This window comes from Streptomyces sp. NPDC056987, assembly GCF_042673865.1.
In the GTDB taxonomy this organism is placed as follows: domain Bacteria; phylum Actinomycetota; class Actinomycetes; order Streptomycetales; family Streptomycetaceae; genus Streptomyces.
Genome location: NZ_JBHURV010000020.1, coordinates 1 through 12,512 on the forward strand (window position 1 = coordinate 1; position 12,512 = coordinate 12,512).

The window sequence follows — 12,512 nt, forward strand, 5'->3', positions numbered from 1 at the left end:
GCCCCGTACGTACGGGGCGGGCCGCCGGGCCCTCGCGCATGCCGTCACGGCTGCGGTGTCGGCGCCCCCGGCCACACGAGACTGCCGAAGCTCCCCGGGCGGCGCGAGACCCACGCGGCGGCGCGTTCGGGCGAGGCCAGGAACAGCGGGAGCCCGCCGTCAACGGTGGTGACCTGCGTACCCCCACCATCCGCGAAGGCGAGCCCCCACGCGGCGACCCGGGCGTCCAGCTCGCCGTCGGCGCAGGCGAACTCCTCGACGACGGCGAAGAGGCGGGGTGCGGTGGCGTCGACGAGCTCGCGGATCTCCTGGTCGAACCCTTCTGGACGATCAGGGCGGGGGAGGGGCGGGGATACGGTGTTCATGTGAAGTCTCCTATCCGTCGCAGCAGTTGGCGAGTGATAGGAATGTAGCCGGTCGGGGATAAAGTTATCCTCGATTGCGCGATACTTTTTCAACTTCACCTGTGTGGGTGACAGCTCGTATGGGGAGGGTGGCCAGTGGCGAGGGACATGCCGCCGACGCTGCGACAGCGGAGGCTGGGCGCCGAACTGCGCAAGCTGCGCGAGCGGGCCGGACTCAAGTCAACGGCCGCCGCTGCTCAAATCGGCATCCAGCAGGCCAGGTTGAGCATGATGGAAGCGGGCCGATACGCCGTGGGCGCGGACCGGGTGCGTGCGATAGCGCATACCTATGCCTGCGATGACGCCGAGCTGGTGGAGGCGCTGGCGGGCATGACGGGTGGCCGCGAGCGGGGGTGGTGGGACGAGTACCGCGAGTTGTTGTCCGCCTCACTGGTCGAGTGTGCCGAGCTTGAGAACGACGCCACCTCGCTGCGGGTGGCTGCCGTGATGAATGTGCCCGGCCTGCTCCAGACGGCTGCCCATGCCCGTGTTTCCTTCAAGCAGAGCGTTCCGTCGTTGCGCGCCCACGAACTTGAGCATCGGACGTCGTTCCGGATGAAGCGGCAGGCGGCTCTGTACGGAGAACCGGCGATGCGCTATACCGCGATCGTCCACGAAGCCGTGCTTCGACTTGGATTCGCGGGACCCGAGGTCTCGCGCGAGCAACTGCACCATCTCATCGAGATGGGCGAGCACGACAACGTAAGGGTCTTGGTCATCCCCTTCGGCCTCAGTGACTTCCCTGCTGCCGGCCAGCCCGTCACCTACGCAACCGGCTCTGTGCCGCAACTCGACACCGTCGTGTTGGACACCGATCATGGCTGTGACTTCCTCGACGGTGAGGCGCAGCTTGCGCGATACCGTACTGTGCTGGACCGCATGGAGAGCTGCTCCCTTCCGCCCGGGAAGTCCCGTGACTTCATCCGGCGTGTAGCCAAGAGCCTCTGAGGAAGATTGACCATGCCCCGCTACGAATGGCAGAAGTCCTCCTACAGCTCGGAGGGCGCCAACTGCGTCAACGTCGCCGCCGCCCCCGACGGAACGCTCCGCATCCGCGAGAGTGACGACCCCGACGTGCTCCTGTCGCTCGCGCCGGGGCAGCTGCGCGCGCTCCTGACAGCCGTCAAGGCCGACCGGTTGAGTGACCTGCCACGCCCGTGACCCCCGGTCGGCCGCCGCGCTACGGGGGCGTCGGGCTGCCCGGGAGCACCAGGCCGGTCTCGTAGGCGGCGATCACGGCCTGGACCCGGTCGCGGAGGCCGAGCTTGGTGAGGACGTTGCTGACATGCGTCTTCACCGTGTGCTCGCTCACCACCAGCGCCGCCGCGATCTCCGCGTTGGAGAGGCCGCCGCCGAGCAGCCGCATCGTCTCGCGCTCGCGGGCGGTGAGGACGTCCAGGCGTTCGGTCCGTGGCGGCGGCACGGCGGCGCCCGAGGTGAACGCCGCGATGAGGGAGCGGGTGACGGAGGGGGCGAGCAGCGAGTCGCCCGCCGCGACCACGCGCACCGCGTGCACGAGGTCGTCCCGCCGTACGTCCTTGAGCAGGAAGCCGCTCGCGCCCGCGTACAGGGCGTCGAAAAGATAGTCGTCCTGCCCCCAGGTGGTCAGCATGATCACCCGGGACCCGGTCCCGCCGCAGATGATCCGGGCCGCCTCGATGCCGTCCATCCCCGGCATCCGTATGTCGAGCAGGACGACATCGGGGCGGTGCGCGCGGGCGGCGCCGACCGCCTCGAAGCCGTCCCCGCTCTCCGCGACGACCTCGATGCCGGGTTGCGCCGCCAGGATCATGGCGAATCCGGCGCGTACCAACTCCTGGTCGTCGGCCACCACCACGCGGATCGTCATGCCCGCACCCCCATTTCCGGCGCGGCCAGGGGCAGCCGCGCCCTCACTTCGAATCCCGGGAGGCGGTCCTCCCGGGGCCCGGCCGTCGCGGTTCCGCCACAGGCGGCGGCCCGTTCACGGAGCCCGGTCAGGCCGTTCCCGCCCGACGGAAGGTTCTTCCCCGCGCCGCGGCCGTCGTCCACGACGCGTATCTCCAGTGTGTCGTCCCGCCAGCACAGCCGTACCTCGGCACGGTCGGCCCCGGCGTGCTTGACGACGTTGGTCAGCGCCTCCTGCACGATGCGGTACGCCGCCGCACCGCAGTCGGCGGGCACCGGACGCGGTTCGCCCTCGACGGTGCGGGTCACCGCCAGGCCGGCGCCCGCGACCTGGCGGGTGAGCGCGGGCAGATCATGGATCGTCGGCTGCGGGGCGCGGGGGCCGTCCTCGTCCTTGAGGACGGTCAGCATCCGGCGCAACTGGTCCAGCGCGTCACGGCCGGTGCCGGCGATCGCGCCGAACGCGGCCGAGGCACGCGCGGGGTCCGTGTCCAGCACGACCGGCCCGGCCTCGGCCTGGACGACCATCAGGCTGATCGAATGGGCCAGCACATCGTGCATGTCCCGGGCTATCCGGGCCCGTTCGCGTTCGGCGGCGCGCTCCTCGTCGATCCGGCGTTCGCGTTCGAGACGGGCGGCGCGTTCGGCCAGGGCGGCCGCTTCGGCACGGGCGCCGGCGGAAGCCCGGCCCAGCGCGTACGCGGTGACGTACAGGACGACGCCGCGCGCCGCGGTGTCGGGCGAGCCGACCGTGGCGAGGCCGATCGCGCAGATCGCCAGGAAGACCGGCACCCGTATCCGGAGCGGCGAGACGGACGCCACCCCGTACAGCGCGATGAGGGTTCCGTACCAGAGCGGCTGCCGGGCGAGCGGGGCGGCGAGATCGTAGAGCCCGGAGAACGTGGCGCAGACCAACAGGACCGCCACGGGCGCGCGTTTCCGCATCGCCAAGGGCAGCGACGCCCCGATCGTCACCGCGTATCCCCACCAGTGCCAGGGGCGTCCGTCGCCGCTCCGCAGGAACAGCAGGGGCGCCATCTGGGCGGCGGTCGTGACGAGGGCGAGCGTGATCTCCGGCCACCGTGAACCCGCCGGGCGGCGGAGCGCGAAGGGTACGGACGGCGCACGCATAGGGCCGGATTTTCGCACAGGGTGTCCGGCGGTCCCTCAACCGCGCGCCGCGGCGGGCGAGATGCCGCGGCGCGGGTGCGCGAGTCCGGCGTACAGCAACAGGCCGACCGCCGGCAGCGCGTCCAGCCCCAGGAGGGAGACCAGTACGGCGAGCACCACCGCGACCGCCCGCCACACGGGAACGGCCCGGACCACCGCCAGGTGGCAGTACAGGACGAGCAGACCGAGGTAGAGCAGCACGGGCCCCACCAGGTAGACGACGACATCCACCCCGGGGACGCTCCGCACACCGGCGAACATGCCCCGCATCGCCTCATGGTCGGCGGCGAGCGCCCCGACGACGAGGTCGACGGAGATCTGGACCACGGAGCAGACCGCGCCGACGAGGCCGACGACGGCCGTGACCGTGGCGAACGGCCCGCGGCCCGCCAGGCGGCGCAGTTCCAGAAGGACCGGAACGAAGAGGAGCAGCGCGGCGAGGAACGCGAGGTGACCCGTGGTCCAGGCCGGACCGGGGCCGCGCTCGCCGTCCAGGCCGTCCAGGAAGCGGGCGCTCGCGTAGACGATGACGAGGAGAGGGGCGGCGGTGAAGGCGACGGCTTTGTCCATGCCGTGGATCCTTGCCGCCGCGGTGGGCCCGGACATCGCCGACATGACCCATCTCCTCCCTCCCCCGGAGGAGGGAGACGCCGCGCGTTCCCGTCGGCCGCTCACCCGCGCTCCCGTCGGCCGCTCCCCCGACCGCGCGCCCGGAGTTGCCCTGACCGTCGCCATCCGCCCGCGCGCGGTACCGTCGGCGTATGGCGATCCGTGCCGTCCTCTGGGACATCGACGACACTCTCTTCGACTACACCAGCGCCGACCGCGCCGGCATGCAGCGGCATCTCGCCGCCGAGGGGCTGTCCGGCGGCGGTGAGAGCGTCGACCAGGTTCTCGGGCGGTGGCGGGAGATCACCGATGCCCAGTGGCTGCGGTTCGCCGCCGGGGAGACGGATTTTCTGGGGCAGCGGCGTGACCGGGTGCGGGCCTTCACCGGGGCCGGGCTGGACGACACCGAGGCCGACGCGTGGTTCGACCGGTACATCACGCACTACGAGGCCGCCTGGAGCCTGTTCCCCGACAGTCTCGCCGCGCTCGACCTGCTCGCCGCCGACTACCGGCAGGCCGTGCTCTCGAACTCGTCGATCATCGCCCAGGACCGGAAGCTGCGTGTCCTCGGCGTACGCGATCACTTCGAGGCCGTGCTCTGCGCCGCCGAGCTGGGGGTCTCCAAGCCCGACGCCGCCGCCTTCCACGCCGCCTGCGACGTCCTCGCGCTGGAGCCCGGCGAGGTGGCGTACGTCGGGAACGAGCCGGACATCGACGCCGGCGGGGCGACCGCCGCCGGGCTCGCCGGGGTCTGGCTGGACCGGGGCGGGATCGGCGGGCGTCCCGAGCTGGTGCGGATCACCGATCTCGGCCAGCTTCCCGCCGTACTGCGCGGGGATACTCGTTTTGGAGCGGTGTCCGCGATCGGGTAATGTTCTTCCTGCGCCGCCCGGGAAACCACAAGGTCCGACCGGGAAGCGCACGCCAGACAAGATCCCCCGCACGGGGGTTCAGCTTTGGTGGGCTATGGTGTAATTGGCAGCACGACGGTTTCTGGTTCCGTTAGTCTAGGTTCGAGTCCTGGTAGCCCAGCGCAGACTGTATCTGCAACGCCCCCGTTGTGTAGCGGCCTAGCACGCTGCCCTCTCACGGCAGTAGCGCCGGTTCGAATCCGGTCGGGGGTACAGATCCTTCTCGCCGACGTCTTCGGGTCGCACCCGGATACGTTGATGCAGGATCGCTAGGGCCCCCGTTGTGTAGCGGCCTAGCACGCTGCCCTCTCACGGCAGTAGCGCCGGTTCGAATCCGGTCGGGGGTACTGATTCTCAAGAATCACCATGGGCTATGGTGTAATTGGCAACACGACGGTTTCTGGTTCCGTTGTTCTAGGTTCGAGTCCTGGTAGCCCAGCTTGGCTCAGGGCCATGCCCCCGTTGTGTAGCGGCCTAGCACGCTGCCCTCTCACGGCAGTAGCGCCGGTTCGAATCCGGTCGGGGGTACCACAGCAGAACTGAGCCCGATGAAGACCCTCCCCTCGGGGAGGGTCTTTTCGTTGCCCCGGGCGTGCCCTCGGCCATGCCGCCTCCGGCCCTCAACCGCCGTCCCCGAAGCGCCGGTTGGACTCCTCCGCCTGCGCGAGCCGCCGCAGGCTCAGCAACACCGGTTCGTACAGCACCGTCCCCGCCACCGCCGCCTCGACCTGCCGGGTCCCCGGCTCGTACCGCTCGATCATGTCGAGGTCCACGGCGCCGAGTTGGCCGGCGGAACGCCCGTACGTGAGCAGGTCCTCCATGACGCACGGATACCCGCTCCGCTCCAGGGCGGCGAGGGCGCCGACCAGCATCCGGTACGCGGGGGAGTCGTCCCGCGCCGCGCAGCCGAAGGACCAGCCGAGCCGTTCCAGCAGTTCGAGCGCCTGTCGTTCGGCCGCCTCGTCCGCCGCGTCCCGGGCCGCCTCCGCCGCGTCGCCGGAGGGCCCGGCGGGGGAGCCGTCCGGGAGGGACCAGACCGCCGCGCCGATCCGGGTGTGCCGGTCGAGCGACTCGTCCTCCACCGCCACCAGGACCTCCCGCGCCGTCGCCACCGGCATCCGGCCCACCTGGATCAACGCCCTGACCAGCCGCAGCCTGCGCAGGTGCTCCTCGTCGTAGGCGGCCTGCGTGGCGTTGATCCGGCGGCCGGGCCGGAGCAGCCCCTCGCGCAAGTAGTACTTGATCGTGGCGGTGGGGACCCCGCTCCGCTCACTCAGCTCCGCCATGCGCATCCCGGTTGCACCTCCCGTTGGACAGTGGCACTATCCAATCATGGATAGTGGAGCTATCCAATCCAGCGGGACGTCATTCAGCGGTGAGCGAGGAGATCGGCATGGGTGCGAAAGTGATCGAGGGGCGGATGACCGCCGACGCGGGGCAGGGGATGGTCGTGTTCCTGATCGGGATGCGCGTCAACAACTTCCGCTCGCCGCGCGACTGGTGGCCGGTGGCCCGGGCCATGCCGAGGATGCGGAAGGAACTGCTGCGGGACCCCTCCAGCGGGCTCATCGCCTCCCGGTTCCTGATGGGCGGCCCGCGTCTCGTGTACGCCGTCCAGTACTGGGAGTCCAAGGAGAAACTGCTGGCGTACGCGGCGGCGCCGGACAAGGAGCACCGGCCGGCCTGGGCGGAGTTCAACCGCCGGGTGCGCGAGGGGCGGGGCGGTGTGGGGTTCTGGCACGAGACCTATGTGGTCCCCGCCGGCTCGTACGAGAGCATCTACGTCAACATGCCGGCATTCGGCCTGGGCGCGGCGGCCGGGGTGGTCCCGGTGGGCAGGCGCGGTGACCGCGCGGCCGACCGGCTCGCCTCGTAGCTCCGTGCCGCGTCCCCGACCGGGGATGGCCGGGAAGGTGATCGGGCGGGCCGCTGCGGCGCTGGAGCGGCCCTGGGGAGTGGAATGGCGAACGGGACGGTCGCCGTCCCGGTGGTGGGGGTGTCAGCTCGCGCGGCGCAGGGCCTCGCTCAGCCGCCCCGCCGCGTCTATCACGGCCTGGGCGTGCATCCGGCCCGGGTGACGCGTCAGACGCTCGATCGGTCCGGATACCGAGACGGCCGCGACCACCCGGTTCGACGGGCCCCGTACCGGCGCCGAGACCGAGGCCACGCCCGGCTCCCGCTCGCCGATCGACTGGGCCCAGCCCCTGCGCCGTACGCCCGAGAGCGCGGTCGCCGTGAAACGGGCCCCCTGGAGACCGCGGTGCAGCCGCTCCGGCTCCTCCCAGGCCATCAGGATCTGGGCCGACGAGCCCGCCTTCATGGTCAGGGTGGAGCCGACCGGGACGGTGTCCCGCAGCCCCGAGAGCCGCTCCGCCGCCGCCACACATATCCGCATGTCGCCCTGGCGGCGGTAGAGCTGCGCGCTCTCCCCGGTCAGGTCCCGCAGATGCGTGAGGACCGGTCCCGCCGTCGCCAGCAGGCGGTCCTCGCCCGCCGCCGCGGCCAGCTCGGCCAGCCGGGGGCCGAGAATGAACCGGCCCTGCATGTCCCTCGCCACCAGCCGGTGGTGTTCCAGAGCCACGGCCAGCCGGTGTGCCGTGGGTCGTGCGAGCCCGGTCGCCGCGACCAGCCCGGCGAGGGTGGCCGGACCGGACTCCAGGGCGCTCAATACCAGAGCCGCCTTGTCGAGTACGCCGACGCCGCTAGAGTTGTCCATGAAACGATACTCGCGTCTCACTCTGTGAAACGCAAGTTCAATTTTCCGGGGAAGTTGCCAACCTGTACGTACGGGCCCGCGGAACCGGGCCCGCGGGGTACGGACCCAGGACCAAGGGTTCCCCGCCGACGTCCGGTGCGTGGGGTACGGACGTGGGCCCACATATCTCTAGGAGTGCCGGCCACACGACGCCGGCCGGAGGGAAAGCGATGGGTAGGACACTCGCGGAGAAGGTCTGGGACGACCATGTCGTCCGGCGCGCGGAGGGCGAGCCCGACCTTCTCTTCATCGATCTGCACCTGCTGCACGAGGTGACCAGCCCCCAGGCGTTCGACGGCCTCCGCCAGAACGGCCGGCGGGTCCGGCGGCTCGACCTCACCATCGCGACCGAGGACCACAACACCCCGACCCTCGACATCGACAAGCCCATCGCGGACCCCGTCTCCCGCGTCCAGCTGGAGACCCTGCGCAAGAACTGCGCCGAGTTCGGCGTACGGCTGCACCCGCTGGGCGACGTCGAGCAGGGCGTCGTCCATGTCGTGGGCCCGCAGCTCGGCCTGACCCAGCCCGGCACCACCGTGGTCTGCGGCGACAGCCACACCTCCACCCACGGCGCCTTCGGCGCGCTCGCGTTCGGCATCGGCACCAGCCAGGTCGAGCACGTCCTCGCGACCCAGACGCTGCCGCTGGCCCGCCCCAAGACCATGGCCATCACGGTCGAGGGCGAACTGCCCGCCGACGTCACCGCCAAGGACCTGATCCTCGCGATCATCGCGAAGATCGGCACCGGCGGCGGCCAGGGCTACATCCTCGAATACCGCGGCTCCGCCATCGAGAAACTCTCGATGGAGTCCCGGATGACCATTTGCAACATGTCCATCGAGGCCGGCGCCAGGGCGGGCATGATCGCCCCGGACGCGACCACCTTCGACTACCTCAAGGGCCGCGACCACGCCCCCGAGGGTGCCGACTGGGACGAGGCCGTCGCGTACTGGCAGACGCTGCGCACCGACGACGACGCGGTCTTCGACGCCGAGGTCTTCATCAAGGCCGAGGAGCTGGCCCCGTTCGTCACCTGGGGCACCAACCCGGGCCAGGGCCTGCCCCTCTCCGCGCACGTCCCCGACCCGGCTTCGTACGAGGACGCCTCGGAGCGCCTCGCCGCCGAAAAGGCCCTGGAGTACATGGGGTTGACCGCCGGGCAGGCGCTGCGCGACATCAAGGTCGACACCGTCTTCGTGGGCTCCTGTACCAACGGCCGTATCGAGGACCTGCGCTCGGCCGCCACCCTCCTGGAGGGCCGCAAAGTCGCCGACGGCGTACGGATGCTGGTCGTTCCCGGCTCCGTACGGGTCGCCCTCCAGGCCGTCGCGGAGGGCCTGGACAAGGTGTTCACCGCCGCGGGTGCCGAATGGCGGCACGCGGGCTGCTCGATGTGTCTGGGCATGAACCCCGACCAACTCGCGCCCGGCGAGCGCTCCGCGTCCACGTCCAACCGCAACTTCGAGGGCAGGCAGGGCAAGGGCGGCCGGACGCATCTCGTCTCCCCCCAGGTCGCCGCCGCCACCGCCGTGCTGGGCCACCTGGCCTCGCCCGCCGATCTGTCCGACGCCGGTGCCGGCGACCGTACGCCCGCTGGAGCGCGATAACCATGGAAGCCTTCACCACCCACACCGGTCCCGCCGTCCCGCTGCGCCGCAGCAACGTCGACACCGACCAGATCATCCCCGCCCACTGGCTCAAGAAGGTCACCAGGGACGGGTTCGAGGACGGGCTGTTCGAGGCATGGCGCAAGGACCCGTCCTTCGTCCTCAACCGCCCCGAGTACGCCGGGGCCTCGGTCCTGGTCGCCGGACCCGACTTCGGCACGGGGTCGTCCCGGGAGCACGCCGTCTGGGCCTTGCAGAACTACGGCTTCAAGGCCGTCGTCTCCTCGCGGTTCGCGGACATCTTCCGGGGTAACTCGCTCAAGAACGGCCTGCTGACCGTCGTGCTGGAGCAGTCCGTCGTGGACGCGCTCTGGGAGATCACGGAGAGCGACCCCACGGCGGAGGTCACGGTCGACCTGGAGCAGCGCCAGGTCCGTGCGACCGCCCCCGACGGAGCAGCGCTTGTGGCCGATTTCGAGCTTGACGAGAACGCCCGCTGGCGGTTGCTGAACGGGCTCGACGACATCAGCCTCACCCTTCAGAACGAGTCCGACATCGCCGCGTACGAGGCCGCCAGGCCGTCCTTCAAACCCCGCACAATCGCTGCCTGATCAGCGCGTTTCCCCTACTGCACCCCCTGCCTCCAGGTAGGGGGTGCAGTTGCTTGTTGAGCCCCTGTCGGGCGACAACTCGCCCTAGATGGCACAATCGGCGCATGGAACGCGACAACCAACTCAAGCTCTACGGGTTAGTCGCCGAACAACTCAAAGATGCGCACGCGAAGGTGCGTGCACTGCAGGTCCCGGAGGGTGTGCGGCTTGCTCTCTCCCGGAAGCTGCTGGTCATCACGGCCGCGGCGAAACACGATCTCCCGGACGCGGCACGGCGTCTGGACCGCTTGATGAAGGACCTGGACGAGGGTCGTTTTCCGGAAGGTCCCTGACCCTCCGCGGAACTCCGCCGGGCCGACTTCGTTGCGGCACTAGGGTGATTAGCCCGTTTCGTGTTTGATTTGCGGTATATATCTGCCTAACGTGCGAAAAAGCTTGAACAGTTTCGTTCTGGCAATGCCTCCGAAGGGGAAGACGTGAACAAGGCGCAGCTCGTAGAAGCGATTGCGGACAAGGTCGGCGGTCGTCAGCAGGCCGCCGACGCGGTCGACGCGGTACTCGACGCGATCGTCCGCGCGGTGGTCGCCGGGGACCGGGTCTCGGTCACCGGCTTCGGTTCGTTCGAGAAGGTCGACCGCCCGGCGCGTTACGCCCGTAACCCGCAGACGGGCGAGCGCGTACGGGTCAAGAAGACCTCGGTGCCGCGGTTCCGCGCGGGCCAGGGATTCAAGGATCTCGTCAGCGGGTCGAAGAAGCTCCCGAAGAACGACGTGGCCGTCAAGAAGGCCCCCAAGGGCAGCCTCTCGGGCGGGGTTTCCGCTCGGACGACCGTCAAGGCCGCGGCCAAGAAGGCCACCGCCAAGAAGGCGGCCACGGCGGCGAAGAAGACCGCGGTCAAGAGGACCACGGCCGCCAAGACCACGGCGAAGAAGACCAGCGCCGCTGCGAAGAAGACCACGGCGAAGAAGACCACCGCCACGGCGAAGAAGACCGCCAAGAAGGCCACCGGCACCGCCAAGAAGGCCACCGCGAAGAAGACCGCGCCGGCCAAGAAGGCGACCGCCAAGAAGGCCCCGGCGCGCAAGGCCACCGCGCGCACCACCACGGCGAAGAAGGCCGTCGCCAGGAAGAAGTAGGCAGGAAGCGGTTCAGGGCCGTACGCGCCGGGCCGGGCTCCCCTCGGGGAGCCCGGCCCGCGGCGTTTACGCGGCGTACGGGGCGCTGTGGAGCGCCAAGGGGTGTTGCGGGGCGCTTTCCGCGCGGCGGACGCGGGAGCGGCGCGGAGGCTCAGAGCGTCTGGAGCGTCACCAGCGTGATGCGGAACGGCGCGCCCCCGGCCTCGCCCGTGCCCTCGGTCTCGATCCGTACGCGCTGTCCCACCCGGAGCAGCCGCAGCCCGCCCGCGTCGAAGGCCGCCGCGTCGAACTCCACCGGGGTGCCGTCGTCCAGCAGCACACTCCCGCAACGGGTCTCGGAATCGTATGTGTACGAGGTCGCCTGCATAGCCGCAGCGTATCGCCAGGGCCGCCGGTCCTCAGCAGCCAGGACCGGGCGCCGGGAGCGGCCCGCACGCCTCGCGCCCCCGGTTCTCCCCGTACGTCCGGCGCTCCCCGTCCCCGTACTCCGGGTTCGCCCCGTACGCCGCGTCCCTGCCGCGCCGCTCGTACCGCAGGGCCGTGCGCGGGCCGAGGCCCAGCTCCGCCGCCCGCAGCAGATCCTCGCCGGTATCGACATCCCGCCGTACGGAATCCACCCCGGCCAGAAGTATTTCCACCGCCCCCGTCGACATGTGTCCCATTCGGGACGGGCCGCCGAAAGCCGGATTCAATTCCACGCCGGGTCCCGCAGTCAGCAAAGTCGTACCGATTCCCGCGGCGTCCGTGAGAAAAGCGCGCGGAAAATCCTCCGCCGCGGCGAGGACGAGAGCCAGTTCCGCCGGGCGGAGCGCAGGCAGATCCGCGTTGAGCGCGGCCACCGCCGCCCGTGGCCGTACCGCCCTGACCGCCCGCGCCCCGTGCGCGAGCGCCGCGTTGAGGCCGTCCGCCGGGGTGTCCGGGACGATGCGCGCGCCCAGCGCGGAGAGCTCCGCCGCCGCGGTGGGGTCGTCGGTGACCACCGCGACCTCACGGACGACGGGGCAGGCCAGCGCCGCGGCCACGGTGTCCAGCGCGAACGCGAGGGCGAGCCGCGGGCGCAGCGCGTCGCCCGTCGCCGCGGCGAGCCTGCTCTTCGCGATCCGGAGGGGCTTGAGCGGAACCACCAGGGACCACGCGGCGGCCGGGCCGGTGCGCGTGGCGAACTCCTCGTCCATCTCCGCCTCTCCGTCCATCTCCGCGTCCGTCCCGGGGCGGTCCTCGCGCCCGGTTCCGGTGCCGTCCCCGGGAGGGCTCTCCCGCCCCGCACGGTGGCCCGCGTACAGCCCATGTGTATGCGCCCTCTATTGTGGCCCGGCACCGCGCGAGGCCACAGGGCCGGTCCCCCGACCGGGGCGTACGGTGTTCTCGACAGACCGGAGGAGCGGGGCCACACTTGACCCCCGGCAGCCGGGCAGGGGG

The 12,512-nt window shown here is 70.8% G+C and carries 16 protein-coding genes and 5 tRNA genes; 13 read left to right on the forward strand and 8 right to left on the reverse strand.

What is annotated here, in order from left to right:
- Positions 1-44: 44 nt before the first annotated feature.
- The gene (locus ACFTZC_RS22585) at positions 45-365 is read right to left on the reverse strand and encodes a hypothetical protein (protein WP_382892422.1); all 321 of its coding nucleotides are present in this window, start codon (positions 363-365) and stop codon (positions 45-47) included.
- A 135-nt stretch (positions 366-500) separates the two neighbouring features.
- On the opposite strand from ACFTZC_RS22585, the gene ACFTZC_RS22590 reads away from it, so the two are divergent.
- A complete protein-coding gene (locus ACFTZC_RS22590; RefSeq protein WP_382892424.1) occupies positions 501-1,352 on the forward strand; it encodes a helix-turn-helix domain-containing protein in 852 nt (283 codons plus the stop codon).
- Between the two features lie 12 nt (positions 1,353-1,364).
- Positions 1,365-1,565, forward strand: a complete 201-nt coding sequence (locus ACFTZC_RS22595; protein ID WP_382892426.1) for a DUF397 domain-containing protein — start codon at positions 1,365-1,367, stop codon at positions 1,563-1,565.
- 19 nt (positions 1,566-1,584) lie between these two features.
- Here ACFTZC_RS22595 and ACFTZC_RS22600 read toward each other — a convergent pair whose 3' ends face one another.
- The 3 genes from ACFTZC_RS22600 to ACFTZC_RS22610 are packed head-to-tail and all read right to left on the reverse strand — an operon-like array spanning position 1,585 to position 4,076.
- Entirely contained in the window at positions 1,585-2,253 is a 669-nt protein-coding gene (locus ACFTZC_RS22600; protein WP_382892428.1) for a response regulator, read from the reverse strand.
- Complete coding sequence (locus ACFTZC_RS22605) at positions 2,250-3,422, reverse strand: sensor histidine kinase (protein ID WP_382892430.1); 1,173 nt, start codon at positions 3,420-3,422, stop codon at positions 2,250-2,252. Before ACFTZC_RS22605 ends, ACFTZC_RS22600 begins: the two co-directional genes overlap by 4 nt.
- 36 nt (positions 3,423-3,458) lie before the next feature.
- Positions 3,459-4,076, reverse strand: coding sequence for a hypothetical protein (locus ACFTZC_RS22610; protein WP_382892432.1), 618 nt, complete (start codon positions 4,074-4,076; stop codon positions 3,459-3,461).
- Between the two features lie 146 nt (positions 4,077-4,222).
- On the opposite strand from ACFTZC_RS22610, the gene ACFTZC_RS22615 reads away from it, so the two are divergent.
- From ACFTZC_RS22615 to ACFTZC_RS22640, 6 genes are all read left to right on the forward strand, one after another.
- On the forward strand, positions 4,223-4,942 hold the full coding sequence (locus ACFTZC_RS22615; protein WP_382892434.1) for an HAD family hydrolase: 720 nt from the start codon (positions 4,223-4,225) through the stop codon (positions 4,940-4,942).
- An 88-nt stretch (positions 4,943-5,030) separates the two neighbouring features.
- A tRNA-Gln gene (locus ACFTZC_RS22620) sits at positions 5,031-5,102 on the forward strand.
- 19 nt (positions 5,103-5,121) lie between these two features.
- Positions 5,122-5,194: transfer RNA gene (locus ACFTZC_RS22625), tRNA-Glu, on the forward strand.
- Between the two features lie 61 nt (positions 5,195-5,255).
- A tRNA-Glu gene (locus ACFTZC_RS22630) sits at positions 5,256-5,328 on the forward strand.
- 20 nt (positions 5,329-5,348) lie between these two features.
- A tRNA-Gln gene (locus ACFTZC_RS22635) sits at positions 5,349-5,420 on the forward strand.
- Positions 5,421-5,436: 16 nt separating this feature from the next.
- A tRNA-Glu gene (locus tag ACFTZC_RS22640) sits at positions 5,437-5,512 on the forward strand.
- A gap of 89 nt (positions 5,513-5,601) precedes the next feature.
- Here the strand turns inward: ACFTZC_RS22640 and ACFTZC_RS22645 are convergent.
- Positions 5,602-6,273, reverse strand: a complete 672-nt coding sequence (locus tag ACFTZC_RS22645; protein WP_382892436.1) for a MerR family transcriptional regulator — start codon at positions 6,271-6,273, stop codon at positions 5,602-5,604.
- Positions 6,274-6,374: 101 nt separating this feature from the next.
- On the opposite strand from ACFTZC_RS22645, the gene ACFTZC_RS22650 reads away from it, so the two are divergent.
- Positions 6,375-6,857 carry a DUF4188 domain-containing protein gene (locus ACFTZC_RS22650; RefSeq protein WP_382892438.1) on the forward strand — a complete coding sequence of 161 codons (483 nt, stop codon included), beginning with the start codon at positions 6,375-6,377 and terminating at the stop codon, positions 6,855-6,857.
- A 123-nt stretch (positions 6,858-6,980) separates the two neighbouring features.
- Here the strand turns inward: ACFTZC_RS22650 and ndgR are convergent, their stop codons facing one another.
- Positions 6,981-7,697 (reverse strand): IclR family transcriptional regulator NdgR, encoded by a 717-nt coding sequence (gene ndgR / locus ACFTZC_RS22655; protein WP_329823068.1) that lies wholly within the window; start codon positions 7,695-7,697, stop codon positions 6,981-6,983.
- A 209-nt stretch (positions 7,698-7,906) separates the two neighbouring features.
- Here ndgR and leuC point away from each other — a divergent pair, with 209 nt between their 5' ends.
- The 4 genes from leuC (at position 7,907) to ACFTZC_RS22675 (ending at position 11,093) form a co-directional block, all read left to right on the forward strand.
- The gene (leuC, locus tag ACFTZC_RS22660; protein WP_382892442.1) at positions 7,907-9,346 is read left to right on the forward strand and encodes a 3-isopropylmalate dehydratase large subunit; all 1,440 of its coding nucleotides are present in this window, start codon (positions 7,907-7,909) and stop codon (positions 9,344-9,346) included.
- Positions 9,347-9,348: 2 nt separating this feature from the next.
- Entirely contained in the window at positions 9,349-9,957 is a 609-nt protein-coding gene (gene leuD / locus ACFTZC_RS22665; protein WP_382892444.1) for a 3-isopropylmalate dehydratase small subunit, read from the forward strand.
- 104 nt (positions 9,958-10,061) lie between these two features.
- Positions 10,062-10,289, forward strand: coding sequence for a hypothetical protein (locus ACFTZC_RS22670; RefSeq protein WP_365812287.1), 228 nt, complete (start codon positions 10,062-10,064; stop codon positions 10,287-10,289).
- Positions 10,290-10,433: 144 nt separating this feature from the next.
- Positions 10,434-11,093 carry an HU family DNA-binding protein gene (locus ACFTZC_RS22675; protein ID WP_382892446.1) on the forward strand — a complete coding sequence of 220 codons (660 nt, stop codon included), beginning with the start codon at positions 10,434-10,436 and terminating at the stop codon, positions 11,091-11,093.
- Positions 11,094-11,244: 151 nt separating this feature from the next.
- On the opposite strand, the gene ACFTZC_RS22680 is transcribed toward ACFTZC_RS22675, so the two are convergent.
- Both ACFTZC_RS22680 and cofC read right to left on the reverse strand, forming a co-directional pair.
- Positions 11,245-11,460, reverse strand: a complete 216-nt coding sequence (locus ACFTZC_RS22680; RefSeq protein WP_382892448.1) for a hypothetical protein — start codon at positions 11,458-11,460, stop codon at positions 11,245-11,247.
- A 31-nt stretch (positions 11,461-11,491) separates the two neighbouring features.
- Entirely contained in the window at positions 11,492-12,286 is a 795-nt protein-coding gene (gene cofC / locus ACFTZC_RS22685; protein WP_382892450.1) for a 2-phospho-L-lactate guanylyltransferase, read from the reverse strand.
- Positions 12,287-12,512 lie beyond the last annotated feature (226 nt).

Excerpts from the sequence above, each read along its gene's own strand:
- ACFTZC_RS22600 (WP_382892428.1), bottom strand. The coding sequence starts at position 2,253 with ATGACGATCCGCGTGGTGGTGGCCGACGACCAGGAGTTGGTACGCGCC.
- ACFTZC_RS22670 (WP_365812287.1), top strand. The coding sequence starts at position 10,062 with ATGGAACGCGACAACCAACTCAAGCTCTACGGGTTAGTCGCCGAACAA.
- ACFTZC_RS22595 (WP_382892426.1), top strand. The coding sequence starts at position 1,365 with ATGCCCCGCTACGAATGGCAGAAGTCCTCCTACAGCTCGGAGGGCGCC.
- ACFTZC_RS22680 (WP_382892448.1), bottom strand. The coding sequence starts at position 11,460 with ATGCAGGCGACCTCGTACACATACGATTCCGAGACCCGTTGCGGGAGT.
- ACFTZC_RS22615 (WP_382892434.1), top strand. The coding sequence starts at position 4,223 with ATGGCGATCCGTGCCGTCCTCTGGGACATCGACGACACTCTCTTCGAC.
- leuD (WP_382892444.1), top strand. The coding sequence starts at position 9,349 with ATGGAAGCCTTCACCACCCACACCGGTCCCGCCGTCCCGCTGCGCCGC.
- ndgR (WP_329823068.1), bottom strand. The coding sequence starts at position 7,697 with ATGGACAACTCTAGCGGCGTCGGCGTACTCGACAAGGCGGCTCTGGTA.
- ACFTZC_RS22645 (WP_382892436.1), bottom strand. The coding sequence starts at position 6,273 with ATGCGCATGGCGGAGCTGAGTGAGCGGAGCGGGGTCCCCACCGCCACG.
- ACFTZC_RS22610 (WP_382892432.1), bottom strand. The coding sequence starts at position 4,076 with ATGTCGGCGATGTCCGGGCCCACCGCGGCGGCAAGGATCCACGGCATG.
- cofC (WP_382892450.1), bottom strand. The coding sequence starts at position 12,286 with ATGGACGGAGAGGCGGAGATGGACGAGGAGTTCGCCACGCGCACCGGC.
- ACFTZC_RS22605 (WP_382892430.1), bottom strand. The coding sequence starts at position 3,422 with ATGCGTGCGCCGTCCGTACCCTTCGCGCTCCGCCGCCCGGCGGGTTCA.
- leuC (WP_382892442.1), top strand. The coding sequence starts at position 7,907 with ATGGGTAGGACACTCGCGGAGAAGGTCTGGGACGACCATGTCGTCCGG.
- ACFTZC_RS22650 (WP_382892438.1), top strand. The coding sequence starts at position 6,375 with ATGGGTGCGAAAGTGATCGAGGGGCGGATGACCGCCGACGCGGGGCAG.
- ACFTZC_RS22585 (WP_382892422.1), bottom strand. The coding sequence starts at position 365 with ATGAACACCGTATCCCCGCCCCTCCCCCGCCCTGATCGTCCAGAAGGG.